At 32.4% G+C, this 26,445-nt stretch carries 34 protein-coding genes and 1 tRNA gene; 25 read left to right on the forward strand and 10 right to left on the reverse strand.

Going from position 1 to position 26,445, the window contains the following annotated elements; genetic code table 11:
- The first annotated feature begins 147 nt into the window (after positions 1 to 147).
- The 8 genes from VOI25_RS13335 to VOI25_RS13370 all read left to right on the forward strand — a co-directional run bounded on the left by VOI25_RS13335 (position 148) and on the right by VOI25_RS13370 (position 5,302).
- The gene (locus VOI25_RS13335; RefSeq protein ID WP_323789577.1) at positions 148 to 666 is read left to right on the forward strand and encodes a hypothetical protein; all 519 of its coding nucleotides are present in this window, start codon (positions 148 to 150) and stop codon (positions 664 to 666) included.
- Between the two features lie 2 nt (positions 667 to 668).
- Positions 669 to 1,121, forward strand: coding sequence for a pyridoxamine 5'-phosphate oxidase family protein (locus VOI25_RS13340; RefSeq protein ID WP_323789578.1), 453 nt, complete (start codon positions 669 to 671; stop codon positions 1,119 to 1,121).
- A 29-nt stretch (positions 1,122 to 1,150) separates the two neighbouring features.
- Positions 1,151 to 1,372: a hypothetical protein gene (locus VOI25_RS13345; RefSeq protein WP_323789579.1), complete on the forward strand. Its 222-nt coding sequence runs from the start codon at positions 1,151 to 1,153 to the stop codon at positions 1,370 to 1,372.
- A 4-nt stretch (positions 1,373 to 1,376) separates the two neighbouring features.
- Positions 1,377 to 1,877 (forward strand): hydrolase, encoded by a 501-nt coding sequence (locus VOI25_RS13350; protein WP_323789580.1) that lies wholly within the window; start codon positions 1,377 to 1,379, stop codon positions 1,875 to 1,877.
- A gap of 43 nt (positions 1,878 to 1,920) precedes the next feature.
- Positions 1,921 to 2,439, forward strand: a complete 519-nt coding sequence (locus VOI25_RS13355; RefSeq protein ID WP_323789581.1) for a hypothetical protein — start codon at positions 1,921 to 1,923, stop codon at positions 2,437 to 2,439.
- Positions 2,440 to 2,802: 363 nt separating this feature from the next.
- On the forward strand, positions 2,803 to 3,441 hold the full coding sequence (locus VOI25_RS13360; protein WP_323789582.1) for a class I SAM-dependent methyltransferase: 639 nt from the start codon (positions 2,803 to 2,805) through the stop codon (positions 3,439 to 3,441).
- The gene (locus VOI25_RS13365; RefSeq protein ID WP_323789583.1) at positions 3,438 to 3,851 is read left to right on the forward strand and encodes an archease; all 414 of its coding nucleotides are present in this window, start codon (positions 3,438 to 3,440) and stop codon (positions 3,849 to 3,851) included. The genes VOI25_RS13360 and VOI25_RS13365 overlap by 4 nt, the downstream gene beginning before the upstream one ends.
- Positions 3,848 to 5,302 (forward strand): RtcB family protein, encoded by a 1,455-nt coding sequence (locus VOI25_RS13370; protein WP_323789584.1) that lies wholly within the window; start codon positions 3,848 to 3,850, stop codon positions 5,300 to 5,302. The genes VOI25_RS13365 and VOI25_RS13370 overlap by 4 nt, the downstream gene beginning before the upstream one ends.
- 22 nt (positions 5,303 to 5,324) lie before the next feature.
- Here VOI25_RS13370 and VOI25_RS13375 read toward each other — a convergent pair whose 3' ends face one another.
- The 3 genes from VOI25_RS13375 to VOI25_RS13385 form a co-directional block, all read right to left on the reverse strand.
- The gene (locus tag VOI25_RS13375) at positions 5,325 to 5,996 is read right to left on the reverse strand and encodes a hypothetical protein (RefSeq protein WP_323789585.1); all 672 of its coding nucleotides are present in this window, start codon (positions 5,994 to 5,996) and stop codon (positions 5,325 to 5,327) included.
- Positions 5,997 to 6,100: 104 nt separating this feature from the next.
- The gene (locus VOI25_RS13380) at positions 6,101 to 6,382 is read right to left on the reverse strand and encodes a 2TM domain-containing protein (RefSeq protein WP_323789586.1); all 282 of its coding nucleotides are present in this window, start codon (positions 6,380 to 6,382) and stop codon (positions 6,101 to 6,103) included.
- Between the two features lie 64 nt (positions 6,383 to 6,446).
- A complete protein-coding gene (locus VOI25_RS13385) occupies positions 6,447 to 7,295 on the reverse strand; it encodes a C-GCAxxG-C-C family protein (protein WP_323789587.1) in 849 nt (282 codons plus the stop codon).
- Positions 7,296 to 7,522: 227 nt separating this feature from the next.
- Here VOI25_RS13385 and VOI25_RS13390 point away from each other — a divergent pair, with 227 nt between their 5' ends.
- The 9 genes from VOI25_RS13390 (at position 7,523) to VOI25_RS13430 (ending at position 13,730) form a co-directional block, all read left to right on the forward strand.
- Positions 7,523 to 8,593 (forward strand): hypothetical protein, encoded by a 1,071-nt coding sequence (locus tag VOI25_RS13390; protein ID WP_323789588.1) that lies wholly within the window; start codon positions 7,523 to 7,525, stop codon positions 8,591 to 8,593.
- 4 nt (positions 8,594 to 8,597) lie between these two features.
- The gene (locus VOI25_RS13395) at positions 8,598 to 9,002 is read left to right on the forward strand and encodes a nuclear transport factor 2 family protein (protein ID WP_323789589.1); all 405 of its coding nucleotides are present in this window, start codon (positions 8,598 to 8,600) and stop codon (positions 9,000 to 9,002) included.
- The gene (locus tag VOI25_RS13400; RefSeq protein ID WP_323789590.1) at positions 8,999 to 9,766 is read left to right on the forward strand and encodes a GNAT family N-acetyltransferase; all 768 of its coding nucleotides are present in this window, start codon (positions 8,999 to 9,001) and stop codon (positions 9,764 to 9,766) included. The genes VOI25_RS13395 and VOI25_RS13400 overlap by 4 nt, the downstream gene beginning before the upstream one ends.
- Positions 9,767 to 9,852: 86 nt before the next feature.
- Entirely contained in the window at positions 9,853 to 10,317 is a 465-nt protein-coding gene (locus tag VOI25_RS13405; protein ID WP_323789591.1) for a hypothetical protein, read from the forward strand.
- A gap of 17 nt (positions 10,318 to 10,334) precedes the next feature.
- The gene (locus VOI25_RS13410) at positions 10,335 to 10,619 is read left to right on the forward strand and encodes a hypothetical protein (RefSeq protein ID WP_323789592.1); all 285 of its coding nucleotides are present in this window, start codon (positions 10,335 to 10,337) and stop codon (positions 10,617 to 10,619) included.
- A 10-nt stretch (positions 10,620 to 10,629) separates the two neighbouring features.
- Positions 10,630 to 11,088 carry a DinB family protein gene (locus tag VOI25_RS13415; protein WP_323789593.1) on the forward strand — a complete coding sequence of 153 codons (459 nt, stop codon included), beginning with the start codon at positions 10,630 to 10,632 and terminating at the stop codon, positions 11,086 to 11,088.
- A gap of 38 nt (positions 11,089 to 11,126) precedes the next feature.
- Positions 11,127 to 11,639: a flavodoxin domain-containing protein gene (locus VOI25_RS13420; protein WP_323789594.1), complete on the forward strand. Its 513-nt coding sequence runs from the start codon at positions 11,127 to 11,129 to the stop codon at positions 11,637 to 11,639.
- 173 nt (positions 11,640 to 11,812) lie between these two features.
- A complete protein-coding gene (locus VOI25_RS13425; RefSeq protein WP_323789595.1) occupies positions 11,813 to 12,310 on the forward strand; it encodes a nicotinate-nucleotide adenylyltransferase in 498 nt (165 codons plus the stop codon).
- Positions 12,311 to 12,638: 328 nt separating this feature from the next.
- Positions 12,639 to 13,730 (forward strand): DUF6544 family protein, encoded by a 1,092-nt coding sequence (locus VOI25_RS13430; protein WP_323789596.1) that lies wholly within the window; start codon positions 12,639 to 12,641, stop codon positions 13,728 to 13,730.
- A 7-nt stretch (positions 13,731 to 13,737) separates the two neighbouring features.
- Here VOI25_RS13430 and VOI25_RS13435 read toward each other — a convergent pair whose 3' ends face one another.
- The 4 genes from VOI25_RS13435 to VOI25_RS13450 are packed head-to-tail and all read right to left on the reverse strand — an operon-like array spanning position 13,738 to position 16,782.
- Complete coding sequence (locus VOI25_RS13435) at positions 13,738 to 14,226, reverse strand: hypothetical protein (protein ID WP_323789597.1); 489 nt, start codon at positions 14,224 to 14,226, stop codon at positions 13,738 to 13,740.
- A gap of 20 nt (positions 14,227 to 14,246) precedes the next feature.
- Positions 14,247 to 15,239, reverse strand: a complete 993-nt coding sequence (locus VOI25_RS13440) for an MlaD family protein (RefSeq protein WP_323789598.1) — start codon at positions 15,237 to 15,239, stop codon at positions 14,247 to 14,249.
- 2 nt (positions 15,240 to 15,241) lie between these two features.
- Positions 15,242 to 16,003 (reverse strand): ABC transporter ATP-binding protein, encoded by a 762-nt coding sequence (locus tag VOI25_RS13445; protein ID WP_323789599.1) that lies wholly within the window; start codon positions 16,001 to 16,003, stop codon positions 15,242 to 15,244.
- Positions 16,000 to 16,782, reverse strand: a complete 783-nt coding sequence (locus VOI25_RS13450; RefSeq protein ID WP_323789753.1) for an ABC transporter permease — start codon at positions 16,780 to 16,782, stop codon at positions 16,000 to 16,002. Before VOI25_RS13450 ends, VOI25_RS13445 begins: the two co-directional genes overlap by 4 nt.
- 139 nt (positions 16,783 to 16,921) lie before the next feature.
- On the opposite strand from VOI25_RS13450, the gene VOI25_RS13455 reads away from it, so the two are divergent.
- Genes VOI25_RS13455 through VOI25_RS13470 form a run of 4 tightly spaced genes read left to right on the forward strand, consistent with a single transcriptional unit; the run spans position 16,922 to position 19,728 of the window.
- Positions 16,922 to 17,713 carry a patatin-like phospholipase family protein gene (locus VOI25_RS13455; RefSeq protein WP_323789600.1) on the forward strand — a complete coding sequence of 264 codons (792 nt, stop codon included), beginning with the start codon at positions 16,922 to 16,924 and terminating at the stop codon, positions 17,711 to 17,713.
- Between the two features lie 59 nt (positions 17,714 to 17,772).
- Positions 17,773 to 18,042 carry a heavy metal-associated domain-containing protein gene (locus VOI25_RS13460; protein WP_323789601.1) on the forward strand — a complete coding sequence of 90 codons (270 nt, stop codon included), beginning with the start codon at positions 17,773 to 17,775 and terminating at the stop codon, positions 18,040 to 18,042.
- Between the two features lie 4 nt (positions 18,043 to 18,046).
- Positions 18,047 to 18,784 carry a peroxiredoxin gene (locus VOI25_RS13465; RefSeq protein ID WP_323789602.1) on the forward strand — a complete coding sequence of 246 codons (738 nt, stop codon included), beginning with the start codon at positions 18,047 to 18,049 and terminating at the stop codon, positions 18,782 to 18,784.
- A complete protein-coding gene (locus VOI25_RS13470; protein ID WP_323789603.1) occupies positions 18,781 to 19,728 on the forward strand; it encodes a L,D-transpeptidase in 948 nt (315 codons plus the stop codon). The genes VOI25_RS13465 and VOI25_RS13470 overlap by 4 nt, the downstream gene beginning before the upstream one ends.
- Here the strand turns inward: VOI25_RS13470 and VOI25_RS13475 are convergent.
- Together VOI25_RS13475 and VOI25_RS13480 are read right to left on the reverse strand one after the other, a co-directional pair.
- A complete protein-coding gene (locus VOI25_RS13475) occupies positions 19,725 to 20,738 on the reverse strand; it encodes a 2-hydroxyacid dehydrogenase (protein ID WP_323789604.1) in 1,014 nt (337 codons plus the stop codon). The two genes, VOI25_RS13470 and VOI25_RS13475, sit on opposite strands and share 4 nt — an antisense overlap.
- 275 nt (positions 20,739 to 21,013) lie before the next feature.
- Positions 21,014 to 21,098 (reverse strand) — tRNA-Ser (locus VOI25_RS13480).
- A gap of 179 nt (positions 21,099 to 21,277) precedes the next feature.
- On the opposite strand from VOI25_RS13480, the gene VOI25_RS13485 reads away from it, so the two are divergent.
- From VOI25_RS13485 to VOI25_RS13500, 4 genes are all read left to right on the forward strand, one after another.
- On the forward strand, positions 21,278 to 21,907 hold the full coding sequence (locus VOI25_RS13485) for an NAD(P)H-dependent oxidoreductase (protein ID WP_323789605.1): 630 nt from the start codon (positions 21,278 to 21,280) through the stop codon (positions 21,905 to 21,907).
- Between the two features lie 69 nt (positions 21,908 to 21,976).
- Positions 21,977 to 22,399, forward strand: a complete 423-nt coding sequence (locus VOI25_RS13490) for a hypothetical protein (RefSeq protein ID WP_323789606.1) — start codon at positions 21,977 to 21,979, stop codon at positions 22,397 to 22,399.
- A gap of 1 nt (position 22,400) precedes the next feature.
- Complete coding sequence (locus VOI25_RS13495) at positions 22,401 to 23,600, forward strand: DegT/DnrJ/EryC1/StrS family aminotransferase (RefSeq protein ID WP_323789607.1); 1,200 nt, start codon at positions 22,401 to 22,403, stop codon at positions 23,598 to 23,600.
- Between the two features lie 101 nt (positions 23,601 to 23,701).
- On the forward strand, positions 23,702 to 25,264 hold the full coding sequence (locus VOI25_RS13500) for a family 16 glycosylhydrolase (RefSeq protein ID WP_323789608.1): 1,563 nt from the start codon (positions 23,702 to 23,704) through the stop codon (positions 25,262 to 25,264).
- On the opposite strand, the gene ribB is transcribed toward VOI25_RS13500, so the two are convergent.
- Positions 25,261 to 26,421 (reverse strand): 3,4-dihydroxy-2-butanone-4-phosphate synthase, encoded by a 1,161-nt coding sequence (ribB, locus tag VOI25_RS13505; RefSeq protein WP_323789609.1) that lies wholly within the window; start codon positions 26,419 to 26,421, stop codon positions 25,261 to 25,263. The two genes, VOI25_RS13500 and ribB, sit on opposite strands and share 4 nt — an antisense overlap.
- Positions 26,422 to 26,445: the final 24 nt, after the last annotated feature.

Genomic DNA, 26,445 nt, shown 5'->3' on the forward strand with positions numbered 1-26,445 from the left:
TATCAGTGGTTAGCAGTATTGAGAATTATAAAACTTCCGATGAGCTGGAGCACAAAAACAAATATCAAGACCATGCAAACTGATCTGTATCATTGATTAAAGCATTTTTATGAAATAAATTAGCATATAAATTTAACGCTCTTGGTTATGACTAGAAAAGGTAGATTCATATGGTTTGTTTTAGTACTTGGTGCATTGTTTTTAATATTAGCCTTCTGGTATAAGTATGAATATTCCATGGATATAATTGAAGAATTTGAAGTGAATTCGCCAAACTATAGCCAAAAACTACTTATTGCGACGCAAGGTAGTGACTTCAAAAATGAAGTTTCTAAAGGGATCGTAAATTATTTCGAAAAAGATTCTTTTTATATCAAGGTTATTGACATAACAAAATTAGCAGACATTGATCCGGCAGACTATAATGCCATTGTGGTAATTCATACTTGGGAAAATTGGCAACCACCTGCAGATGTAGAATTGTTTATCAATAGAACGAGAAACATTCAAAATAAAATTATTGTTCTAACAACATCAGGAGAGGGTTCATATAAAATGGAAGGTATCGATGCCATCACTGGTGAATCAAAAATAGAAAACTCAAGCAGTTATATAAATCAAATTACAAAACGTTTAGAATCTATATTAAACATTAATTCCAGTTAATTATGATTCAAAAACTCAATAAATCAAATTGCAGACTATTGTTAAGTCAAAATTATATTGGTCATTTGTCTTACATCTTTAACAATAAACCATACGTGATTCCTATTACCTATTTCTACGATAGTACGACCGACTCCATTATTGGGTATTCTGGTAAAGGGCATAAAATAAAGGCAATGCGGATGAATAGAGTTGTGTCCATGGAAGTTTCTGAAGTTGATTCTGTAAATAATTGGAAATCTGTATTAGTCCAAGGAATATATCATGAATTCGAAGGTAGTACAGCAGTAATGAACCTACATAAGTTTATACATGGGGTAAAAGAAACCATAAGAAATATAGAAGGTAAAGATTTGAATTATATCAGTGATTTTTCGAGTAAAATTTACAAAGAAGGTCCGCCTGTTGTTTTTAATATAGAAATAGAAGAACTATTTGGACGTCTAAGAAAATAATTGTTCAACGGGTTGTTAATAAACTTAAAATGAAATTTAAAGATTATTTTAAAATAGGAAAATATAGACAAAGTAAAATGCCACTTACCATCGCAATTGGTATACCCAGTGGTGTTATGATTGGAGTTATTATTTTCTTAATTTCAAATAAAGACCTAAATGTAGGAATGACAATAGGTGGTGTTTTAGGGCTTTCAATCGGTTTCTTAGTTGGTGCCATAATCGATGTTTATGAAAAACGAAAAAATTAAAATTATGGAAACAAAAAATAAACAAAAAACAGATGAATGTTGCCCACAATTTCATCAAGAAAAATGGGACGGTAAAACATTTAATTGGACGAATAAGCATTTTATTAAAACTTCCGTTCCGACTCTATTTCATATACCTTTTCGAAAACTTTTGGGAAAAAAAATAACAGCTTTAATGCAAAAAGCAGAAGTTTCAAAAAAGTTAGAGGAAAACACTGAAGACGTCCTAATGTTATTCACCGATCCTCATGCATTTAAATCAGATATATATCTTTCTGTAACTGATGATGTTCCTAATGCGAAGAATAAAAAAATTTCAGGAACCTTCATGGCAAAAGTCTTTGATGGTCCATATAAAGCCATTCCCAAATTCATAAAAAAGATGGATACTTATTTAAACAAACAAAACAAAAAAGCAAAAGATTATTATGTGCATTATGCCTATTGCCCAAAATGCGCTGAAAAATTTGGTCATAATTATATGGTCTTGTTTGCTAAAGTTTAAATAACACAGAAATCAATCTATTAATCAAAAAATAATAATAAAAATGAAAACAATTATTTCAATTACCAATAGGCAAGTGTTACTGGCAACCACTTTTTTTGTGGTTTTTGCTCTAATGACTATGATTAGTTCCTGTAAAAAATCAGCTGAAAAAACTAGCGAAAAATTGATAGAAACAACAATTGGTGATAACGCAAATGTTGATATTGATGATGAAAAAATAACCATTAAAACAGATGAAGGTACTTTTACCTCTGATGCTACCATTAAAAGTTGGCCTAAAACAATACCAGATGATGTGCCAGAATTTAAAGATGGTAAAATAGTTAATGTTTCTACTCAATTTGTAGATGAAGCTAAAAACTGGACCTTACTTTTTGAGGACATTTCTGATAATTCATTAGATGATTATGAAGCTGAACTTAAGAAGAATGGTTTTAAAGTCAGTACAATTACAATGGGAGAAACAAAAAGTCATATTACAGCACAGAAGGATGATTTTATTGTTATAGTCATGGGTGGTGAAGGTATGGCTTCATTATCTGTTGCTATAGACCAGTAAAGTTTAAAACCTTATGCTTTTTGTTAAATTAGATGCCATACTAGTAATACAATTACCAATTTGGATTATGTTATTGTTGATTGTTAAACTTTATGCTTCTTCAATACCACACAATAGTACATTTTTGAACACAATGATTTTATATCAATGTATAACTTCAGAATCATATACGACCTTAACTGGTATATCATTTGAGAATATTTTTGTTAAAGCACATTGTTTAATTAGACATTTAATTTCAAAAGGGATTAAAAATAATTGGTCTGATGTTTATCAATTCACATGAACTGATCCTTGTCATTTCAGAAGAGCTGTAAAACCAATAACTTTTAAATCAAAATCAAAATCAAAATCAAAATAATCATGATACAAAAAGAAATATTTGATACTAATGTAGGGGAATACGAAGCTTGGTACGATAACTATCCTGAAGTTTACCAATCTGAATTGGCAGCGATTAGAGAACAACTTTTAAAATTACCGGAAAATATAAGAGGTATAGAAGTTGGTCTTGGCACAGGTAGATTTGCCCAACCTTTAGGAATAAAAGAAGGGATTGAACCTTCAGAAGAAATGGCAAAATTAGCCATAAAGCGAGGTATAGAAATAATGGAAGGTTATGCAGAAAATTTACCTTATAGTGATTTACAATTCGATTTTGTGTTATTCGTGACCATCTGCCATTTAGATAATGTAAAGTTAGCACTAAAGCATGCACATCGTGTATTAAAACATAAAGGTTCGATTATCATTGGGTTTTTAGATAAAAATCAAGCTATTGCTAAAGGATACGAAGATAAAAGACATCGTAGTACATTTTTTAAACAAGCCACATTTTATTCAGTAAAGCGCGTAAAGGAGTTATTGTCTAATGCAGGATTTAAATCCTTAGAGTTTAATCAAACTTTATTTGGTGATATAGACGATATTGATGAAGTGCAAATAACAAAACCCAATTATGGAGAAGGATCTTTTGTGGTCGTTAAAGCTATTAAAAAATGAGTATAGAATACCTCTCTCATACCGCAGATATAAAGATGCTTATCAATGCTGAGACTCTAGAAGGACTATTTAAAAATGGAGTAAAAGGCATGTGCAATATATTAAAAGAAGGGTTTTGCGAATCTTCGCATAAGATTGATACTAAAGTAATGATCGAGATAGCAGCTACCGATAACACTAGCTTACTTATCGACTTTTTATCTGATATACTTGCACAATCCTACATCGAAAATGTTGTGTTTTGGGATATTGAAATCATTGAACTTATAGAATATAAAATTAGAGCCAAATTATCAGGAACGCAAGTAGAAACGTTTGACGAAGAGATAAAAGCGGTTACGTATCACGAAGCCAATGTCTCTAGAAATGATGAAGGATTTTGGTGTACCTCCATAATTTTTGATATATGAAGAAGAAAGTTAAAAAAGCAGACCTTAACAAGCTAAAAGATTATTTGTGGGAAATCCCAAAATCTTTTAGAGAGGATATGCGCGTTCCCGCAAGGGCATTAGCAAGCGAATCTATTGTCGATGATATTATCGAAGACCGATCATTAAATCAGTTAGTGAATGTAGCAACGCTACCTGGAATCCTAAAAGCATCTTTTGTAATGCCAGATGTACATGAAGGTTATGGGTTTCCGATTGGAGGGGTCGCAGCGACGTCTTATCCTAATGGTGCGATTTCGCCTGGTGGTATTGGTTACGATATTAATTGTGGTGTTCGACTTCTTATTTCTGATCTTCAATACGAAGACGTAAAACATAAGATGGAAGCATTGTCAAAAGAAATGTATGCTCAAATACCTTCTGGCATGGGTAAAGGAGGACAAATAACCTTAACCGAAAACCAAATAAACCAAGTGCTCACTAAAGGAGCAGAATGGGCAGTAGAAAATGGTTATGGTAAAAAAGAAGATTTGGAGTATATGGAAAGCCATGGAAAGTTGACAGAAGCTAATCCATCACTCGTGTCTGATTTTGCTAAAAAACGAGGTAGAAATCAATTAGGTACTATCGGTTCAGGTAATCACTTTGTTGAAGTAGATTATGTCGAAGATATTTATAATTCTGAAATCGCTAAAGCCTATAATTTAAAAAAAGGTCAGATTGTAATTCTTATCCATACTGGGTCAAGAGGTTTAGGTCATCAGATTGCAACAGACTACATACGAATAATGATGAATGCCATGCCAAAATACAATATTGAATTACCAGATAGAGAATTGGCCTGTGTTCCTTTTAATTCTGAAGAAGGTCAAAACTATTTTAAGGCCATGTGTGCAGCTGCTAATTATGCATGGTGTAATAGAGAAGTTATTTCATGGGAAGCGAGAAAAGCATGGAAAAATATTTTTGGTGATGAAGGTGGTGAATTGAAACTATTGTATGACATTGCTCATAATATTGCAAAGATTGAAGATTATATAATCGATACTAAAAAACATAAAGTAATTGTGCATCGTAAAGGTGCAACAAGAGCATTCGGACCTGGATTTGAAGAGCTGCCAAAAGATTACATGAGTGCTGGTCAACCTGTAATTATTCCAGGAAGTATGGGCACTTGTTCGTATGTGTTAGCCGGAACTGCAAAAAGTAAAGATCTCACGTTTGGGTCTTGTTGCCATGGTGCTGGAAGGCGTTTGTCTAGAAGAGCTGCCAAAAAACTGGTTAATGCACCAGTGCTTAAAGAAGAATTAAGAGCACAAGGCATCTTTGTTGAATCAGGTTCTTTTAAAGGCATTGCTGAAGAAGCACCACTAGCTTACAAGGATGTTAATTTGGTTGTAGAAACGGTTCAAAATTCTGGCATTGCAAAAAAGGTAGCTAAGTTACGTCCACTAGCAGTTGTGAAAGGCTAATTATAAATTGTGGTATCATTGATTATTTTAAACCTTCATGATTAGCAGTTCGGTTTTCATTAAGAAATCGCAATTTTCTATATACCTGAATATCTAAAAACACAAACCATACAATAAAAGATATAAAAGTTAATTTCTGAAGCACAGGAAGTATTTTTATATAATAATTTGTTTCATAAATGAAATAATTCGCAAGAAATACAAGGAGACAAAATACTCCTAGCATTAAAAGCTTGTCATACTTGATTTTATAGAGTTCCACCAGACAGGTTATAATAGCAATAGCTCCAAAAATTCCAGCAATACGTAAAATAAAATCATGAGTACCTGACGCTAGAAATAGAGTCACAATGATAGACAACAACCCAGCCAACCTCATGATGGTAAGATTGAAACTCTTTATTGTAAATAATTTTGGTAGAGAGAGCCATATCAAAATAAGGCTAGCACATAAAACTCCAAGTGCGATTCGAGCAAAAAAACGAGCACTATTTACCTCGCCATTTATCGCATAGTCATCGAGCAAATCACATAAATAATTATGCCAAAAACTAAATCCAGTTTGATTGGAGAAATTCCAAGAGCCACCAGGATAATTTAGTGCTGAAAGCGTATAGAAAAGCACAAATAATCCAATTCCCACAAAAGGCAAAAGCATTATGATAGGTTTGATAAAACCAGTTTTTGCTTTCATAATATTGTATTAAATAAATGTTTTCTTAGCCAATTATGCAGCTTAAGCCATGACTTGTTGCCGTGATAAAAGAGTAGAGGTGCTAGCTTTAATTATGCATTAGATTAATAACTTTTATTTGTGTCTTTTTGCATTTCTTTTTCGATCATTTTTTCACTAATTGAAAATTTTTCAGAAGAAAAAACAAAAACTTTTAATGCATGAAAAAACAGACCAATTCCCCAACCTATTATTGGCCATTTTGCCCAGAAATAACCTGGAGCCTCATTTAAGTTAATGATAATAAGCAAGAGGTTTACAAATACATAAACATATATGTGATTTCTTAATGCAACCTTAGCATTTACTCTACGTTTCGCATTTTCATATGCTTCATTAGTTTCCATAATATTGAGTTTTAATTAACTGTTATTAAATTGTGCATGAAATCTTTAAAATGTAAAATGAAAGTTATGAACTAGCCAATACCTCAATAAGCTTTTTGCATCCACCTTGTTTTATGTATTGGGTGTGATCTTCTAAATCCTTAAATTTTCTTCCACAAATATCACTGCATAACATTTTATCACCGGTTGTTTTATGAAAAGCTTTCAGTATTTTTTTTGCCCTTTTATTATTAAAGTAAGGTGGGTTTTTAGTTGGGTTTTCGCGACACCAATCTAACATACGTTTCCAAATTGCAGCGCTTAAAGCACCACAAGCATTTCCACTCAATCCAAGACCACCAGCAAATCCTGCAACCATTACCATGTCTTCATCACTAGCATTCATCTGTTTCAAAACTTCTGACGCACAACTTAAAGGTTGTTTGATAATTGTAACATTTTCAGATAGACTTTTTGTAGCTATTTTGATGGCTTCTGGAGCCCATTCTTCAGCAAGATTAAAACAGAGACTATTGTCCATACCTTGAAGTGTGGTTTTAATCATAAATTTTGTCATCCCTAAAATACTTGTGAGGTCATAACCAATTATGTCTTTGCAATCTGTAGCTCCAGATGTTTTTACAAAAGATGTCATAATATCTTGTGTCGCCTTAATGGCAATGGAAGTGGCTTTATCTATATCTTTATGTATTTTAAATGATTCTGCGCCAATAGCTAATACTGCTCCCCAAAGCATGCCACATTGATGACCTTGATTTAAAATACCTCCTGCTAACGGGTTAAGAGCACGCTCCTCATGTTCCATTGGATGCTCAAATTCACGATTTAATAAATAAGCAAAAGTCCTAGAGCATGTTTGACATTTTTTAAAAACTTCTTTTGCATCATTTTTGGTTTTTATAGACGTCTTCATTTTGTGCATAATTAAATTTATTTTTAAAGTAATACTTATAAAAAATGCTAACAATGATATATGTCATTCCAAGACACAATCTTAAGTTTTGAGCGTAATAATGATTTATATCATTTTTTAAATAGCTGATAGATAGTAGATTTAGGGTTCTAATCAAAAATTTAGCACTCATGAAAACTATTACTATTTTATTGATCTCACTTTGCTCAATGGTCTCTTTTGGCCAAATGGAGAATGAAGGGGAGATCTTAATTAATAAGGAACAGCTGGATGATACCTATCATGCTGGAGAAACCATCATGGTGAATGCTGTGGTACAAGGAGATTTGGTCATCGCTGGAGGAAATCTCATTGTTAATGATAGTATTAATGGAGACTTGACTGCAGCTGGTGGAGAATTATATCTCAACAGTTATATAGCAGATGACGTTCGTATAGCAGTAGGAAGGACGACTATTGACTCAGAAGTAGGTGACGATTTAGTTGTTTTTGGTGGCGAAGTTATTCTTACTGAAAATGCTGTCATACATGGAAACCTTTATTGTTTTGCCGGAAATATTGAAATAAATGGCGAAGTGAATGGTAAGCTCGACATTAAAGGAGCCGACGTTCTTATCAATGGAATTATAAAAGAAGCCTCAAAAATTGTAGGTGAAGATGTTACCATTGGGTCAAATGCCAAATTTTATAAGGAAGTTGAATATTGGAATACCGATGGAGAAATAGATTTTAAAAACTCGTTGGTGAATACTTCAGCCCTATTTAATAAAGATCTCGGTGAAGAGAAATCACATTTTTCTTTGACAAGCTTTGGGACTAATTCAATTAAATTATGGATGTACTATATTTTGTCTGCTTTTTTAGTCATACTAGTTTTACATGCGCTCTTCAGAAATGCCTTTTCAACCGCTGTTGATGGCTTAGAGAATAATTGGCTCAAAAGTTTTGGCGTAGGATTGATTTATTTAATTGGTATCCCATTATTAATTATCGTTGCCTTACTAATGATTATTGGGATCCCTTTGGGACTCTTTGCAACAGTCATTTTTTTATTTAGTCTTTTGTTTGGTCATTTAATCGCCGCTTTACTAGTTGCCTATTATTTCAAGCATAAAAAAGAAAAGGATTGGGGATTTTGGAGTATTACATTCCTAGCATTATTGTGTGCTATCCTATTGCGCTTATTTACAATTATTCCATTTGTGGGAATATTAATTTCTGTGGTTATCCTAGCAATAACTTATGGAGCTTTGACTCTGAAGGTACTTGGCTCTAAAAAGAAACTAGTTAGAAATTAATATCATGAATAAAGAACATCCAAATATCAGTATTTTAAAGAGGTTCAACCCGGCAAATCCCAATACTCTAGCTGATGTATTATCAGATGATTTCGTTTGGCATTATATCAATCCGAAGCTATCCGAGTTAGAAGGAGACTATTTTGGCCTCACGGGTTTGAAAGATTTCTTTCAAAAAATAGCAGGTCGTACTAGTGGTTCCTTTAAAGTAAATCCCATATCTATAACACCAATGGGAGATGAACTACTCATCACACATGTTAAAGACAGGATGTCTTTAGAAGGCAAACCAATGGAAATTGAAGCTATTGTAGTATGGTGTATTATTGATGGTCAGATTAAAGAAGCTTGGGATATTCCTATAGTTCATACAGCAAAAGTGATTAAAACTTTAAAAGAAAAATCATGAAAATAGTTGAGGTAACTCCAGAAAATGTCCAAGTAGAAACACTTTTCTGTATCAAGGACATTAAAAAACCTGGATTTGATAGCAAACGTAAATGGTTTGAAAAGCGCTATAAAGAAGGTTTACGATTACGAATCTTAAAAGATGAAGGTGATAAAATGGTTGGTTTTATAGAATTCACTCCGGCTTCTAAAGCATGGAGACCTGTTGATGCTGATAATTTTATGTTCATTCATTGTTTAGCTGTTTATTCAAAAAAAGATAGACAGAAAGGTTTTGGGTCAATGTTAATTGATGAAGCAGAGCGAGAAGCTAAAAGTCTTAATATGTCTGGTATATGTGTTATGACCAGTAATGGTTCATGGATTGCTAAAAAATCAGTTTTTGAAAAATATGGCTTTGAAGAAGTCGACAGTAGAGGTCGATTTGAATTGTTATCAAAGACTTGGGATAATAAGACGTCTAATCCAAAATTATACGATTGGACTTTACAGCAAAAAAAATATAAAGGATGGAATTTAGTTTATGCAGACCAATGTCCTTGGCATGAAAAATCGGCATTTGATTTATTGAATGCAGCCATGGATTATGGTATTGATTTGAAGGTAACTAAAATAACTTCAGTAGAAGAAGCAAAACAGGCACCTTCAGGATTTGGAGTATTTAATCTTTTACATGACGGTAAACTTTTAGAAGATCATTATTTAAGCGCAACACGATTTAAGAATATTTTAAAGAAAGAACTCAGTGTTGAAAAGTCAAAATAAGCTTAAATTTTTAGTATAATCTCTTTAAAATCAAACTAGTAAAATGATTTGGCTACAAAAAATAGAAACAGTTTTATAAATAGCTTATGATAGGGCTCAATGACTATTTAATTCCTTACTTCATATCTCAAATTGTGAGTGTTATCATACTCATTGTTGCTTGGAAATATACTAAGGCTGGACGTATTTTATTTGCTTTATTATTTTTCGTGGCTTCTTGCTTTAATATGTATTTAGGTATAGTAAAACCCAATGATTACTTGGAATATGGAGAATTAGCAATTCCTCTTTATAGGGATTTTATTTATGGATGGTTTAGTAAGTATGTGAGTATAATTGTTCCGATAATCGCCATAGGTCAGTTTTTAATTGCCATAGGTATTTTGTTAAAAGGGTTGATGGTGAAAATTGCCTGTATAGGTATTATTTTATTCTTATTGGCTATCGTGCCCTTAATGGTTGGTTCTGCATTTCCATTTTCAATTACGGTATCTATTGCTGCATATATGGTATTAAAGAAAAAGGATTTTAATTATATATGGAAAAGCTAAAATCAAATAAAAACATAATGAAATGGCTATTAGAAGGCGATGTCTCCATCCAATATCAAGTCCATCGTGATTTACAATTTACCAATCGTGAAGACCTTCAGCAAAGAATAGAAAAAGAAGGTTTTGGTGCACAATTCTTGTCAAAACGAAAACCAGAAGGACATTGGGGAAAAGCCTTCTACCAACCAAAATGGACCTCCACTCATTACACATTAATGGACTTAAGAAATCTTTGTATTTCTCCTGAAAATTCTTTAATAAAGGAATCTATCAATATCATTTTAAAATTGAAACACAGCTAATTACTTAATTATGAAAACTAAAACAGAGTTACTATTACAACTTTGGCAGGAAGCCAGAACACGATTTACCAATCAATTACCAAGTTTAATTGAAGCAGATTTAAGAAAAAAACTTCTGCCTTCTCCAAATAGTATTGGTTTTCTTATCCGTCACATTGGAGATGTTGAATTGCTTTTTGCTAAAAACGTATTTGGAGCAAGTGAAACAAAAGTCAAAGCCAAAACAGTGATGGCACAAAAAGATTCTGGAGAGTGGACGCATCTCAATGAATTGATAGCTTATGTCAACCATTCATTTGAAGTATTGCAATCTATAGTCGAAAAACAAGACGATTCAGACTGGGAAACCACTATTACAACTAAAGAGTTTGGCACTAAAACCAAAGCGGAAGCCTTCGGGAGAATTATATCACATACCACATATCATGCTGGACAATTAGCAATTGTGAATAAATATGGAAGTATTTAAAAATGAAAAGAAACTAAACTAGCTAAAATCGGTTTTTTATGAAAGGCGCAATTTTTTTTTCAAGTAAATATGGTAGTACAGGCGAATATGCTAATTGGATTGGCGAAGCAACAGGTTTGCCTGTATTTAATGTAAAAGATAAACAGGGCAAACCGTCTGATTATGACTTTTTGGTTCTTGGTAGCCCTATTATTTATTACAAGATTTATAATTACAAATGGTTTGTAAAAAATATGTCAAACTTTAATAATAAGCCAATCCTATTTTTTACTGTTTCTGGTGCAGCTGCTGGGCCAAAATTAGATAAGTGGTTTGCTAAAAGCTTACCTGAAAGTTTAATATCTCAAACAAAACACTATGCGCTGCGAGGTCGACAAATCCCTAAAGAACTTAGGTGGTATGACAGACTTATGTTGATAATTGGTGGATTGAAAAATCCAGATCCTATTGCCAGGAAAGAAGAACTTAAAGGATTCGATTATATGGATAAATCGAGTATAGAGCCCATTGTAAAAATGGTGCAGCAAATTAAATCTAAAAACGTTTCGTAATTACATTATTGTTTTTCCAATAGAAAAAGTTTGAAACGCAATTCTGGCTCTGCAACGGTTTAGTTTTTAAAATGAAATCATGGTGATTAATTCTTAAATCTGATTTATATCATTTCCTAAATTAAAAGACATCTATAACTTTATTTCATAATAAATTTTAAAAATTTAAAATGATGAAAAAATTATTTCTAGGTTTATTTTTAATGGGATTAACCACCCAAATGTTTGCTCAGGAATTGGAACATCTGCCAGAAGTCGTTATTGTTCATAACTATAAATACTTAAGCGATGTTGGTATAGGTGAAGAAGCCATACCTGTTAAAGAATTACAATTGAAGGTAAGCGATTTTAATATTAAAGAATTAGATATTTATTCGGATGAATATGAGTTTTACGATGTGTATTTTTTTATTCCAGAAGGAAAAATACTTGCATCTTATGACAAGGATGGCAACCTATTAAGAACAATTGAAAGGTATAAGGACATTGATGTACCTTCAACTGTATTGGAAGCCATTGGTCGTAGGTTTCCAAAATGGTCCATATCTAAAAATGTATACTTGGTAAATTATCATGAAACTGGGAAAGTAAGAAAACTATACAAACTTACCCTTGAGAATGGAGACCAACGGATAAAAGTTAAATTGAATCATCGTGGTGTTTTTCAATAAGGATAAATTTCAGGAAATAAATTACAATTTAATCATCCTTTAGCACTTCAGACCCTCTTTCCTTTGTAATAAGAGGAGGTGTAGGCTATAAATATTTAAGCTAGAGAATAACAATGGAAATCGTATAGATGATTCTGGTCATGGTTTGGATTGGCAACTAGAAGAAGGTTTAGACTATAGTTTAGGTCAAAATTGGAATTTAAGACCGATACTAAGGTGACGTTTACTTTGAACAAAATTAGTACTAGTACTAGACCAAACCATAAAAGTAGATTTAAATTGCATTTCTATTGTGTTGGGAAGGTCTATGTCACTCTAATTATTAAATATGAAATATCTATTTACCATAGTATTAGGTCTACACGGATTAATTCATTTAATGGGTTTTGTAAATGCCTTTTATACTACTGACATTAATATGCAAGTATTGGGCATCTCAAAACCCATTGGAGCTTTATGGCTAATAGTTTGTGTTTTATTTATAATAGCATCATCTCAATTTTTTACAGGTAAAAATTGGTTTTATATTGCCTTAATAGCGGTTATTATTTCTCAGTTTTTAATTCTATTATTTTGGAAAGAAACCAAATTTGGAACGATCTTAAATGTTATAGTTTTAATGGTCAGTTTATCAAAATATAGTAGGCATCGATTTGAAAAAATGGTACAAAAAGAATCTAAAGAAATCCTATTAAAAAGTGTAGATTCAAATTCAAGAATTATAACAAAAAACGATATTAATAATCTACCTGAAATTGTACAACTTTGGTTAACAAATTCAGGTGTTTTAGATAAAAAAACTATTACATCAGTAAAATTGAAGCAACAAGGACGTATGCGTATAAAACCAAATGGTAAATGGATGCCCTTTGAAGCCACTCAATATTTTAATGTGCAAAATCCATCTTTTGTTTGGTCTACAACTGTTCAGTATATGCCATTTCTAAATATGATCGGTCGTGATAAGTTGTTAAATGGAGAAGGAGAAATGCTTATCAAGCTAGAAGGATTAATTCCAGTAGTTAATGAAAGTGATAATGATAAAATAAATTCAGGAACAATGATTCGTTTTCTTAGTGAAATTTGTTGGTTTCCAACAGCGGCTATTAACGATTATATAGTATGGGAAAATATAAATGAAACTTCAGCAAAAGCAACTTTTACTTTTAATGATCAATCTGTATCTGGAGTATTTAGATTTACAAGATTTGGTGAGCTTATTTCGTTTGAAGCTGATCGCTATTATGGAGGAGGTAAAACTGCAACTCTAGAAAAATGGTTTGTTGAGACTTTATCTTTTAAAGAGTTTAGTGGTTTAAAAATTCCTAATAAAAGCAAGGTTACTTGGAAACTAGCTGAAGGTGACTTTCATTGGTTAACTGTTCAAATAAAACACATAGACTATAATATACTAAATTGATTCTGTATTAATATCCTAATTTAGTTTGAGTTGAAGGAACTTCCCACTTTATCATTTCCTTTAAAAATTCATCTACTTTTTCAATAATCAATTTTTCTGTAATACCTTCTGGTGTATAAATATCTAATTCGATACTGCTGTTTTCTAATGAAATTTGTTCTACATATGGGAATAAAATGAAGGTATGAATATCACCACTATAGGATTGAGAAAACACTAAAGCACCACCTTGTATAAATTGATAAGCAGGAATTTTGTTAGTACAATCTATAAGTTCTTTTGGAAAAGAATCGAAAGTAATATTTATGGCTTCATTTGTGCCAATCCAATTGAGTTCTTGCACTTTCCATCCAATATCATATAGATCACAAATCCGTTTTAACGTATCACTTATTAGGGTTTTTGTTTTAGTTTGCCAAATCGTTTTTTTATCGACTACTGTTTTGATTGATGTTTTGTAATCATTAATTCGTTCTTCTAAATGTTCTATTTTCATATTCACAGCCTTTAAGATTGTTAATTGAGTTGTTTTTTAGCTTCCTTTTTTTCCTGTCTTTCTAACTTTTTAAAGTATCCACGAGTTAAAAAATTATGCTTTAAGGCTTCCATATTTTGGTTGAACTTGTCAGTGCCTTCATTAATATTTTGCAAGGTTGATTTCAAGCTATTTACTAAAGTAGTATCAGTCATAATATAATTGTAAGTGCCTTCATTAGAGTTGAAATCTTCAACTACAGCATTAATATTGCTGACAACATTTTCAATTTCTGAGCTTGATGTCTCTAGGTTATTGATTATAGTTTTCAATTTTTTACCAGAAATAGTGTCATTTATAAACATACCAAGAACCGTAGCATCATCTGTTTTTATCGATGTAATGATGTCATTTAATTCGGAAATGGTATTCGAAGCACCAAAACTGGCAGTCTTAAGATTAGAAATAGATTGCTTTAAATCTTTTGCCATTAAAGTATCATTAAGCAAAACGCCTATCGTGCCTTTACCCTTGGTAATATTATTGGTGATTTTTAAAAGGTCTGCGGTAAGTATCGCTGCATTTTCAGTACTGGTGTTAAGCGTATTCAAAATATCGTCAGTTCCAATTTTACTGTAAGAATCAATGATATCGCCATTGCTAATTACTTCTGAACCACCTTTCCCTGGAACTATATTTACAATCATATTACCAACCAAACCATCTGAACCAATAGTTGCAATCGCATCTTTTTTAATGTGACTAATGATTTTTTTATCAATATTCATATCTATTTTTATTGTCGAATCGTTAACCATATGTATTACTTTAACAGTACCTATGTCAATTCCTGCATAGCGAACATTATTGCCTTTTTGTAAACCATTGACATTTTGAAAGTATGCACTAATAGTAAATGTTTTTTTAAACATGTCTTGACGTTGGCCAATCAGGTATACGCTAACTATAAAAAGAGTAGTGCCGATAATAACAAATAGTCCTAACCTAAATTTTTGAATGCTTGTATTTTTCATATCTATTGTTTAAAAAAGGCTTTTATTTTCGAATCTTTGTGATTTGATAATTCTGAAAAAGTGCCAACAGCATAATCGATACCATCAATAAGCAATATCATTCTATCAGAAATTACTCTTGCACAATCGACATCATGTGTAATAATGATTGATGAAGTATTGTATTTTTTCTGAATGTCTTGCATTAGAATAATGATTTCTTTAGCCGTTATTGGGTCTAAACCACTAGTGGGTTCATCATATAGGATAATCTTGGGTTGAAGAATTAGAGTTCGTGCTAAAGCAACACGTCGTTTCATACCTCCAGATAATTCAGAAGGCATTAAGTCTATAGCAGTGGCTAAACCAACATTCTCTAATGCTTCTATGACGAGTTTTTCAGTATTTACATGTGCACCAAACTTTTTGGCATGTCGACGTAATGGGAATTCTAAGTTTTCCCTAACTGTCATAGAATCATACAATGCACTACCTTGAAATAGAAAGCCAATGTCTGCCCTAAGTACATCCAATGCTTCTTGAGTTAACTTAGTAATGTCTTTATTTATTAATGAAATAGAACCGCTATCAGCTTCCATTAAGCCAACCAAACATTTAATCATAACAGATTTCCCCGAACCAGATTTCCCCATAATTACTAAGTTCTCTCCTTGATATAGTTTCATATTAAACCCTTTAAGTACATGATTGTCTCCAAAGCTTTTATGAAGATCTTTAATCTCAAGTACAATATCCTTGTTTGATATGTTATCAGGTTTTATCATAAATCATAAAAAATATCTGTTATAAATACTGCGATAAAGTCTATGATAAATAGTAATAGAGAGGAAAGTACTACTGCTGAATTTGCTGCTTTCCCAACACCTTTAGTGCCTTTTTTACAGTAATAGCCTTTAAAGCAACCTACAATTCCAATGGCAAAGCCAAAAAAGAACGATTTTATTGTCGCTGGAATTATATCTCCAAATTCTAATGAATCAAACACTTGATTAAAATAAAGAACAAATGAAACATTTCCTTTTACATTTTCTACTAGAAAAGAACCAAACAAGGCAAGGGCGTCTCCAATAATTACCAAAACAGGGAGCATAAGGGTAATCGCTAAAACGCGCGTAACAACTAAATATTTAAAAGGATTTGTGCCAGAAACTTCCATAGCATCAATTTGTTCAGTAACACGCATAGAGCCAATTTCTGCTCCTATTCCAGAGCCAATGCGTCCAGCACAAACTAATGCCGTAAGTATCGGTCCAATTTCTCTTACAATAGAAATGCTAACCATAGATGGCATCCATGACACAGCACCAAACTCTATAAGTGTTGGTCTCGTTTGTAAAGTGAGAACTAAACCAATAATGAAGTTCGTAATGCCAACCAACAACAGGGATTTGTTTCCCATGTTGTAACATTGATTCAATAATTCTTTAAACTCAAAAGGACGTTTAAAAGTTTCTATAAAAAAGCGACTAGAGGAAAAGGATAATCCTCCTGTTTCAATTAAAAAGGTCTCCAATTGATTTTTTATTTTATGAATACCTGACATATTTGATTGTAGTAGTCTTTTCAAATGTAGAAGAATTAGAACGTTTATAAAATGATATAAATCAGCTCTCTATCTGATATATATCATTGGATTCGACGTGTTGCCAAACTAGATTTGTTGCATTAAGAAACAATTAGCTATGAAGATAGGTTTAGTATTATCTGGAGGTGGTGTTAGAGGAGTGGCACATATTGGAGCTATAAAAGCTCTAGAAGAACAAGGGATTTTTCCAACCCATATTTCTGGATCTAGTGCAGGAGCTATAGTTGGTGCTTTATACGCTTATGGTTATGGTTGGAAAGATATTTACCTGTTTTTTAAAACTATTGAAATTTTAGATTTTAAAAAATATGCATTTGGTAAACCTGGTTTTATTGATACAGAAAAGTTTTATCCTGAGTTTAATCATTTTATAAAGAAGGATAATTTTAATGCTTTAAAAAAATCATTATCAATTACGGCTACAGATATTTTAAATGGAACGCTCACTACGTTTACTTCGGGAGAATTGATTAAGCCCATATTGGCTTCGGCAGCTTTTCCTGGAATATTTGCTCCCGTAAAAATAGGAGACTCTTATTTTATAGATGGAGGAGCATTAAATAATTTCCCTGTTGAAGAATTAAAATCGGAGTGTGATGTAATCATAGGTGTTTATGTAAATGGATATCAAAATGTAGCGATTAAAGATTTAAAACATTCTTATAACGTTATTGAAAGAGCTTTTAAACTAAAATCGGTACAAGAGGATTATGCAAAGTTTAAAGATTGCGATATAGTTGTGTTGCCTAAGCAATTAGATAGTTTTGGTGCTTTTGAGAAGAAGCATCTTCCAAAGATATTCCGAATAGGATATGATGCAACTAAAGAGGCACTGAAAAATAATCCAATAATTCCTTTACAAATATGCTCAAATCCTGAGCAAAACTGATGAATATCATTTCAGATTGATACGGTTAGGAATAATTTTAAGACATATAAAAAAACCTTATGAGAATTTCAGTCCATGTACAAAACTTAAAATGTTGTGGTTGCAAAAACACCATCGTTAATAGGTTGTCTGAAGTTAAAAACATAAGTGAAGTCGAAGTAGATTATGAAGCGAATACAGTAGCCTTCGATTATCATACTAATCATGATTTTGAGAATGCCAAACACGTATTGTCAAGAATAGGATATCCCATAGTTGGAACAGAAAACAAACTAAAAACCAAAGTACAATCTTATGTGAGTTGCACTATTGGTAAATTAAAAAAATAATACAATGGAAACAACACAAGCTCAAGAAAACATTACGGCAATGCCAAGAATAGGAGACAAGGCACCAGCATTTAAAGCAATAACGACTCAAGGTGAGATAAACTTCCCTTCAGATTATGAAGGAGAATGGGCTATCCTTTTTAGTCATCCAGCTGATTTCACTCCTGTATGTACTAGTGAATTTATCACTTTTGCACACCTTGAAAACAAGTTCGCAAAAGCCAATTGTAAATTAATTGGACTTTCAATAGATGGTCTTTATAGTCATATTGCTTGGTTACGAACTATAAAGGAAAAAATTGAATTTAAGGGCATGAAAGATATTGAAGTAAAATTTCCTTTAATCGAAGATATTACCATGGAAGTTGCCAAAAAATATGGTATGATTCAGCCTGGAGAAAGCAAGACACAAGCAGTTCGAGCTGTTTTTTTTGTAGATCCTAAAGGATTAATTAGAGCAATCATTTATTATCCTTTGAGTTTAGGAAGAAATTTTGATGAGATTTATCGTGCATTAATTGCAATGCAAACCTCTGATAAGTTTTCTGTAGCGACTCCTGCAGATTGGAATCCTGGAGATGATGTTATTATTTCTCCTGCTGGATCTTGTGGTGTTGCCGAAGAACGAATGACATCATCTAACGAATTGAAATGTGAAGATTGGTTCTTTTGCACTAAACCACTGAATAAAGAAGAGGTATTAGATAAAATTCTCAAGAAAACTAAACTACTTACCGAATGAAGCGATGGGTTTTAATAATACATGCTGTTGTTCTTTTGCTATATATAATTTCTGTGAATGTATCTGGCTCAAAAGAAGATGTTTCTGCATTATCAAAAAAGACAAACAAAAGTAATCAAGTTTACAATCATCAGGAGATTGTAAACTTGGTTACTATTGATAGAGACATAACTATTGAGAATTATTTTCAATTTATGGACTCGTTAGTCAAAAGATATGACTCAATAACACCTTATAAGTTAACTGAGCATCTAATAGTTCGTTCTAATTCTTGGATTTTAGACACACTTCAGAATACCGATTATTATAGGATGATGTCTCGTGATTCATTTGTTTATGATCAGAAAAAAATGATTGCACTACCAAAAGGGAATTCTATAGTTCTTCCTGATTCTTTGCACGCGAAAAAAATATCTAGCTCAATTCAAAAATCTAGAATAGATATTAATATTCCAGAATTTAAGCTTAGAATTTATGAGGATTCTGTGCTTCTTTATGAATTTCCTATTCGAGTAGGTAGGAATGAAAAGAAATATCTTGGAATGTCAGGTAGAGTAGAAGATTTAAAAACAAAAACAGGCGAAGGTCATATCATAGCCTATGAAAAGAATCCACGATATGTTAATCCCGCAAATAATCAAGAATATTTTGTTACAAATAGAGATGATAAAAAGGTGACGAAATTGCCTCAAATTCCTTTTATTGAAGCTGAAATCAACGGATTGCGTTACGGACAATTAATTCATCCCACAACCAATCCAGTAACTTTAGGGAAAGCCTATTCAAATGGTTGTATTGGCACTAGAGAAGCTGATGCTTGGGTTATTTATTATTACGCTTCAATTGGAACAGGAATTTCTATACGATATGATTTAAACGTTTTAAACGAAGTTGGTGGTAGCCTTGAGTTAAAGGATATTTATGACTTTAACAAGAAGGATTAGTTTTGGAGACTTTTGTTTATCTCCGTTAATTCATTTTCTGTATCTTTACTAGAAGCCCAGCAATCTAAATTATAGATGGTTGTTTCAGCAATATTGGTCAAAGCTTCATTAGTTAAAAACGCATGATGTCCAGTGATAAGGACATTTGGGAAAGCATTTAATTGAATAAAAAGGTCATCATTTGGAATCTCTTGAGAATGATCATTAAAGAATAAACCTTTCTCGTTTTCATAAACATCAATTCCTAAGCTTCCGATCTTTCCTTTTTTTAGACCATCAATAATATCTTCAGTATTAACAACAGAACCCCTAGCCGTATTAATAATAATAACACCATTTTTCATTTCCGAAATTAAATCTTTATTGATGAGTTGATGAGTTTCTGTAGTTAAAGGAACATGTATAGAAATAATATCTGCTCGTTCACATAAATCTTGTATTGTTGTATATCGTAGGTTATACAGCTTGGTTAGATCTTCATTCTCTTCAATATCATAGCCTAATAGTTGACAACCAAATCCGTGCATAATTTTAGTCATAACCGTGCCTATTTTTCCCGTTCCAATGATACCAACTGTCTTGCCGTTTAAATCAAAACCCACTAAATTATTTAAGTTGAAATTATGACGTTTTACTCGGGAATTAGATTCGATTAACTTTCTATTTAAAGTTAATAGCAATGCAACAGAATGCTCCGCAATAGCGTTAGGAGAATAAGCAGGAACATTAGCAACTTTTATATTTAGTCTCGATGCAGCCCTTAAATTTACATTATCGTAACCAACAGAACGTAGGGTAATATATTTTACACCAAAATCTTTAAGTTTTTCAATAGTTGTAACCCAAGCCTCATCTGCAGAAAATATGGAAATGGCTTCAAAGCCAACAGCCATCATTGCGGTTTCAGAGGACAATGCCTTTTTTGTAAAGATGAGCTTATGTTTTCTAATATTAGCTTTTTCTATAAAAGGGATTTCAAAATCTTTGGCACTGTACACAAGTACTTTCATAATTAATACTGTTCTGATTATACAATGCTAAAATATCTGGATACTAGTTAATTATCAATGATATTTATCATTTATTGGCAGATAATGATTAAGAAGTATTTAGGTAATGTGGAATAGAAAAAGTTATTAAACAGTATTTTGTTAGTGTGATGTTAATTGAAAATCTAATTGTTGTTTTTTTACTTGTAGGGTAATAGTATTAGTTTAAAGTTTAATAATAGACTAAAAAAGAAACCGTAAAAACTTATCAACTAAGTAATTACGGTTTTCTTAAGCGGAGAAAGAGGGATTCGAACCCCCGGAGGTGTGACCCTCAACAGTTTTCAAGACTGCCGCATTCGACCACTCTGCCATTTCTCCAGTAGTGTCTCATTAGGTATTCCCTAAATGCGAGTGCAAATATAGAACCCTTTTTTAATTCTTTCAAATAAAACCTGATATTTTTAATGCAATTTATATTGATATAGATTTTATAAATGATAATAGTGATTTAACTATAAATATCAAAGCTTACTTTTGCAACTCAAATTATGATAATTATGAATACCATAGATCATTTAAAATGGCGTTATGCTACCAAAAAATTCGATACTTCAAGAGATTTATCCGAAGAAAAATTACAAGTCATAAAAGAAGCATTTAATCTTACGGCAACCTCATTTGGTTTACAAACAATTAGTTTAGTGGTTGTTTCAGATAAGAACAAACGGTTACAATTGGTCGAACATTCTTACCATCAGAGGCAAGTTGTTGATGCTTCTCATTTGTTAGTTATTTGTATTCAAGATGATATTTCAGATACTGATGTAGATAATTTGTTTGATTCTGTCGCCGATTTGAGACAAACTTCACAAGATATTTTGGAGCCTTATAGAAAGGATTTAAAAACTATGATGCACGATATGTCTAAAGCTGAACGTCAAGAATGGTCAGTTAAGCAAGCGTATATTGCTCTTGGTAATTTAATGACTGTTTGTGCTATTGAACGCATTGATTCTTGTCCGATGGAAGGATTTATTCCTGAAACTTATGACACTATATTAAATTTAAAAGAGCGAAATTTAAAATCTGTACTTTTACTTCCTATAGGATATAGGGCAGAAGACGATAAATTTGCTTCATTTAAAAAAGTTAGAAAAACTATCGATGATGCAGTTATCACGTTATAATATTTAATATAGTTTTGAACGACATTACTTATATCTTATATTTGTTTCAATCACTTTAATAATAATACCATGAAAAAATTAACCTTAGTAATCCTACTTATAGTTAGTGTGAACCTTACAGCACAAACTGAATCAAATAAATGGTTAACTGATTATAAAGAAGCGATAAAGACATCTAAAACACTCAATAATCCAATTTTAGTTTTTGTTACCGATAATACTTCAGGTGAAAACTATAATCTACTGCAAGATGAAATTTTTAATTCAGTCGAATTTAAAAGATATGCTACGAGTTTTGTACTTCTAAAATTAGATGTTTCAATTGATTCTTACAACAAACGTTTAGCGTTTCACTATACTAAAAGTGAGGTAGTTCCTGCTTTAGCTCTTGTTGATGAAACAGGAAATACAATTGAAAAAGCCTTAACTGAAATAAACTCTAAAAGCGTTTCAGATTTTATGACTTTTCTAAAGACTAAGACGAAATACTAATATGCCAGGATTTGAATTATTTGGCGACTTAGAGCGCAAAGAAGTCAATGATGTATTAGACAATGGAGTTCTAATGCGCTATGGCTTTGATGGTATGCGAAAAGGCCATTGGAAGGCGAGGGAATTAGAAGCCGAACTACAGAATACATTCCAAACAAACCATGTACAATTAGTGTCTAGCGGAACGGCAGCTGTATCTGTTGCTTTAGCATCGGCAGGTGTTGGTGCAGGTGATGAGGTCATTATGCCAACATTTACATTTGTAGCTAGTTTTGAAGCGATAATGATGTTAGGAGCCATTCCAGTGTTAGTCGATATTGATGATACACTTACTTTAGATCCTAAAGCAGTAGAAGAGGCTATTACTGAAAAAACAAAAGCCGTAATGATCGTTCAAATGTGTGGAAGCATGGGAAACATGAATGCACTTCAAAACATCTGTACAAAACATAATCTCCTTTTTGTGGAAGATGCTTGTCAAGCAATTGGAGGAACTTATGAAGGAAAACCTTTAGGAAGTATTGCCGATTTAGGTTGTTTTTCATTCGATTTTGTAAAGACCATTACTTGTGGAGAAGGTGGTGCCGTCATTACGAACAATCCTGAGTATTATAAAAATGCTGACCATTACAGCGATCATGGTCATGATCATATTGGTAATGATAGAGGAGCTGAAACACACCCATTTCTTGGCTATAATTTTAGAATTTCAGAATTGCATGCAGCTGTTGGTTTAGCGCAAGTTAAACGACTTCCTGAATTTATTGCACTTCAGAAAAAAAACTATGCCATTTTGCGTAATGCTATTTCCGAAATTCCTGGTGTAACATTTCGAAAAGTTCCAAATGGTGGAGAAGAAAGTTATGCGTTTCTGAATTTCTTTTTACCAGATTTAGAAATTGCTCGTAAAGTTTCAGAAGCCTTTAAAACAAATAAGATTGATGCGTGTTGGAATTATTACGATAATAACTGGCATTACATTAGAAAATGGGATCATCTCAAAACACAAAAATCATTGTTTCCCTTATCTTCGGAAATGAAACAGGCTTTAGAAAGCCTTCAGAACAAGAAATTTGAGCAATCCGATCATTATATTGGTCGTAACATATCGTGCTTAATTAAACTATCTTGGACAGATGAAGAGGTAAAAGATCGAGCGATTAAAATGGTAGCTTCGATTAAAAAGGTCTTAGATAATTAATAAAAGGATTTATTGCCTTTTCTTTTGTTGTTGTGCTTTTGTATAGGTTAATAATTTTAGGATGGACTTAGGGATTCATAAATTGCACAAAAGTTAATTTTATGAAGCCTCGTTATAATTTTTCTTACATTTTTCTACTTGTGGTGCATTTATCTATTGCTCAACAAATGCCCATTGATTTTTCTGATGCCAACGACACGTTTATTCCTTTTGCTAATAGTGGGTTTTCGTTCAATTCCGATCCGGAAGATGCTAGTAATTCTGTTGGACAATTTTTTAATGATGGTAGTGAACCCTGGCAAGGGTTTTATTTAGACTTAACAGTTCCCATAGATTTAAGTCAACAGCAACAAATAGCATTGTCGTTCTATCAATTTGATCCAAATGCCCACAATATTTATATGAAACTCGAAAATGGTATCGATCCAGATGTGGAGGTGGTACAAAACACATCAGGCTCAGGTTGGGCTAATGATTTAATTTTTGACTTTTCTAATGCTACAATTAGTGGTACAGGAAATACTGTAAATGCTACTGGTAGCTATACAAGATTGGTAATCTTTATAGATGGAGGAATAGCATCACCAGGCACTTATTTGATTGATGATATTGATGATGGAGTAGAGCCTGTAGATCCGTTTGAATTAGATGTTATTTATACAGAATTAGTTTGGTCTGATGAATTTGAAACAAATGGAGCAATAAACAGCAGTAATTGGTTTCATCAAACGCAATTACCAATTGGCGGAAGCTGGTTTAATGGAGAGCAACAGCATTATACCAATCGTATTGAGAATTCTTTTGTTGACAACGGGTTTTTAAATATTGTAGCTATTAATGAAACCTTTACAGATCAAGGAGAAACAAAAGAGTATACATCTGCCAGATTAAACTCAAAATTTGCTTTCACATACGGTCGCGTTGATGTAAGAGCAAAACTCCCCTTTGGAGATGGAACTTGGCCTGCAATTTGGATGCTTGGAAAAAACATCAATGAAGATGGTGCTTATTGGGATAATCAGGGTTTTGGGACTACAAATTGGCCTAATTGTGGTGAAATTGATATTATGGAACATGGACTTGGAGCTACAAATCATGTTAGCAGTGCATTGCATAATTCGTGTGAAGGATGTTTTGGTGCTACGATGAATTATCAATCATATATTTTAAATGATGTAGCAAATGAGTTTCATGTATACTCAGTAAATTGGTCTCCAGATCAAATTACATTTTTAATTGATGACGTCGGTTTCTATACTTATAATCCAGCGGTAAAAGATAATTCAACATGGCCTTATTATGAAGACCAATATTTATTATTAAACATAGCAATGGGAGGAGTAGCTGGTACAATTGATCCAAACTTTAGTCAGAGTAGTATGGTTATAGATTATGTTAAAGTATATCAAGAAAACGCATTAAGTATCGATGACACTTTTGCCAATGCTTTTAAAGTTTCTCCAAATCCAGCTTCAGATTATATTAATATTTCTTCTAATCAGGATATTGATAGTATTGAACTTTATGATGTTTTAGGAAAAGTTGTGTTACATAAAGAGAATAACCTGAAGCATCTTAATGTAGAAAATATAAGGTCTGGTGTTTATCTATTGAAGATATATAGTACCAATCAATTTATTACAAAGCGAGTAATTATCAACTAATAACTTACGTAATCTACAATCTCTAAACCATAGCCAATCATACCAACTCGTTTGGTTTGCATAGTATTAGAAATAAGTCTTAGTTTATGTATGTTTAAATCATGAAGTATTTGAGCTCCAATACCAAAGTCCTTATTGTCCATATCAATTCTTGGCGCTTTGATAACCTTGCCTTCAACTTGTGAGTCTTTTAAAATGTTTAAGCGTTTTAAAAGATTCATAGATTGCGACTGCTGATTGATAAATATAATAGCACCTTTACCTGCATCATTGATGACTTTAAACATATCGTCTAATTTCTCATCTGCATTATTGGTAAGTGTACCTAAAATATCATTATTAACCAATGTCGCATTCACACGTGTAAGTACTGGTTCGTCCTGAGACCAAGATCCTTTTGATAAAGCTATATGTATTTGATTGTCAGTGGTTTGCTGGTAAGCTCTTAAACGAAAACTTCCAAATCTAGTTTCGATGTTGAAATCTTCTTTTTTCTCTATTAATGAGTCGTGTTCCATTCTATAAGCAACAAGATCTTCAATAGAGATCAACTTTAAATCAAATTTTTTAGCAACGTCAATTAGTTGAGGTAATCTTGCCATTGTTCCATCGTCATTTAAGATTTCAACAAGAATACCAGCCGGCTTAAATCCAGCCAGTCTAGCTAAATCAACAGCAGCTTCCGTGTGACCTGTTCGTCTTAAAACACCTCCATTTTTTGCTTTTAGTGGAAAAATATGTCCAGGACGACCCAAATCATGAGGTTTAGTGTCGTCATTAACTAAAGCTTTTATGGTTTTTGATCTATCATGAACTGAAATTCCTGTTGTACAACCATGACCAATTAAATCAACAGAAACTGTAAATTGTGTATGATGTAAAACCGTATTGTTTTGTACCATCATGGTTAAATCCAGATCTTCACAGCGATCTTCAGTCAATGGAGCGCAAATTAGACCACGACCATTAGTTGCCATGAAATTTATCATTTCTGGTGTTACAGTTTCAGCAGCAGCAATAAAATCACCTTCATTCTCTCTGTTTTCATCATCAACAACAATAATAATTTTTCCATTCTTAATGTCTTCTATGGCTTCAGAAATGGTGTTAAGTTCTATTTTTGTTGAATTATTTGTGTTTGACATTGTTGTAATCATAATGATAAATTAGAATTGCAAAGA

This window comes from Psychroserpens sp. (assembly GCF_034670085.1).
GTDB lineage: Bacteria > Bacteroidota > Bacteroidia > Flavobacteriales > Flavobacteriaceae > Psychroserpens.

Coding starts and splice junctions, on each gene's coding strand:
- ribB (WP_323789609.1), bottom strand. CDS start 26,421: ATGATTACAACAATGTCAAACACAAATAATTCAACAAAAATAGAACTT.
- VOI25_RS13455 (WP_323789600.1), top strand. CDS start 16,922: ATGAAGATAGGTTTAGTATTATCTGGAGGTGGTGTTAGAGGAGTGGCA.
- VOI25_RS13475 (WP_323789604.1), bottom strand. CDS start 20,738: ATGAAAGTACTTGTGTACAGTGCCAAAGATTTTGAAATCCCTTTTATA.
- VOI25_RS13350 (WP_323789580.1), top strand. CDS start 1,377: ATGGAAACAAAAAATAAACAAAAAACAGATGAATGTTGCCCACAATTT.
- VOI25_RS13485 (WP_323789605.1), top strand. CDS start 21,278: ATGAATACCATAGATCATTTAAAATGGCGTTATGCTACCAAAAAATTC.
- VOI25_RS13355 (WP_323789581.1), top strand. CDS start 1,921: ATGAAAACAATTATTTCAATTACCAATAGGCAAGTGTTACTGGCAACC.
- VOI25_RS13415 (WP_323789593.1), top strand. CDS start 10,630: ATGAAAACTAAAACAGAGTTACTATTACAACTTTGGCAGGAAGCCAGA.
- VOI25_RS13465 (WP_323789602.1), top strand. CDS start 18,047: ATGGAAACAACACAAGCTCAAGAAAACATTACGGCAATGCCAAGAATA.
- VOI25_RS13445 (WP_323789599.1), bottom strand. CDS start 16,003: ATGATAAAACCTGATAACATATCAAACAAGGATATTGTACTTGAGATT.
- VOI25_RS13375 (WP_323789585.1), bottom strand. CDS start 5,996: ATGAAAGCAAAAACTGGTTTTATCAAACCTATCATAATGCTTTTGCCT.
- VOI25_RS13420 (WP_323789594.1), top strand. CDS start 11,127: ATGAAAGGCGCAATTTTTTTTTCAAGTAAATATGGTAGTACAGGCGAA.
- VOI25_RS13435 (WP_323789597.1), bottom strand. CDS start 14,226: ATGAAAATAGAACATTTAGAAGAACGAATTAATGATTACAAAACATCA.
- VOI25_RS13340 (WP_323789578.1), top strand. CDS start 669: ATGATTCAAAAACTCAATAAATCAAATTGCAGACTATTGTTAAGTCAA.
- VOI25_RS13360 (WP_323789582.1), top strand. CDS start 2,803: ATGATACAAAAAGAAATATTTGATACTAATGTAGGGGAATACGAAGCT.
- VOI25_RS13410 (WP_323789592.1), top strand. CDS start 10,335: ATGAAATGGCTATTAGAAGGCGATGTCTCCATCCAATATCAAGTCCAT.
- VOI25_RS13365 (WP_323789583.1), top strand. CDS start 3,438: ATGAGTATAGAATACCTCTCTCATACCGCAGATATAAAGATGCTTATC.
- VOI25_RS13500 (WP_323789608.1), top strand. CDS start 23,702: ATGAAGCCTCGTTATAATTTTTCTTACATTTTTCTACTTGTGGTGCAT.
- VOI25_RS13385 (WP_323789587.1), bottom strand. CDS start 7,295: ATGAAGACGTCTATAAAAACCAAAAATGATGCAAAAGAAGTTTTTAAA.
- VOI25_RS13345 (WP_323789579.1), top strand. CDS start 1,151: ATGAAATTTAAAGATTATTTTAAAATAGGAAAATATAGACAAAGTAAA.
- VOI25_RS13460 (WP_323789601.1), top strand. CDS start 17,773: ATGAGAATTTCAGTCCATGTACAAAACTTAAAATGTTGTGGTTGCAAA.
- VOI25_RS13370 (WP_323789584.1), top strand. CDS start 3,848: ATGAAGAAGAAAGTTAAAAAAGCAGACCTTAACAAGCTAAAAGATTAT.
- VOI25_RS13440 (WP_323789598.1), bottom strand. CDS start 15,239: ATGAAAAATACAAGCATTCAAAAATTTAGGTTAGGACTATTTGTTATT.
- VOI25_RS13450 (WP_323789753.1), bottom strand. CDS start 16,782: ATGTCAGGTATTCATAAAATAAAAAATCAATTGGAGACCTTTTTAATT.
- VOI25_RS13425 (WP_323789595.1), top strand. CDS start 11,813: ATGAAAAAATTATTTCTAGGTTTATTTTTAATGGGATTAACCACCCAA.
- VOI25_RS13395 (WP_323789589.1), top strand. CDS start 8,598: ATGAATAAAGAACATCCAAATATCAGTATTTTAAAGAGGTTCAACCCG.
- VOI25_RS13400 (WP_323789590.1), top strand. CDS start 8,999: ATGAAAATAGTTGAGGTAACTCCAGAAAATGTCCAAGTAGAAACACTT.
- VOI25_RS13490 (WP_323789606.1), top strand. CDS start 21,977: ATGAAAAAATTAACCTTAGTAATCCTACTTATAGTTAGTGTGAACCTT.
- VOI25_RS13390 (WP_323789588.1), top strand. CDS start 7,523: ATGGAGAATGAAGGGGAGATCTTAATTAATAAGGAACAGCTGGATGAT.
- VOI25_RS13335 (WP_323789577.1), top strand. CDS start 148: ATGACTAGAAAAGGTAGATTCATATGGTTTGTTTTAGTACTTGGTGCA.
- VOI25_RS13405 (WP_323789591.1), top strand. CDS start 9,853: ATGATAGGGCTCAATGACTATTTAATTCCTTACTTCATATCTCAAATT.
- VOI25_RS13495 (WP_323789607.1), top strand. CDS start 22,401: ATGCCAGGATTTGAATTATTTGGCGACTTAGAGCGCAAAGAAGTCAAT.
- VOI25_RS13430 (WP_323789596.1), top strand. CDS start 12,639: ATGAAATATCTATTTACCATAGTATTAGGTCTACACGGATTAATTCAT.
- VOI25_RS13470 (WP_323789603.1), top strand. CDS start 18,781: ATGAAGCGATGGGTTTTAATAATACATGCTGTTGTTCTTTTGCTATAT.
- VOI25_RS13380 (WP_323789586.1), bottom strand. CDS start 6,382: ATGGAAACTAATGAAGCATATGAAAATGCGAAACGTAGAGTAAATGCT.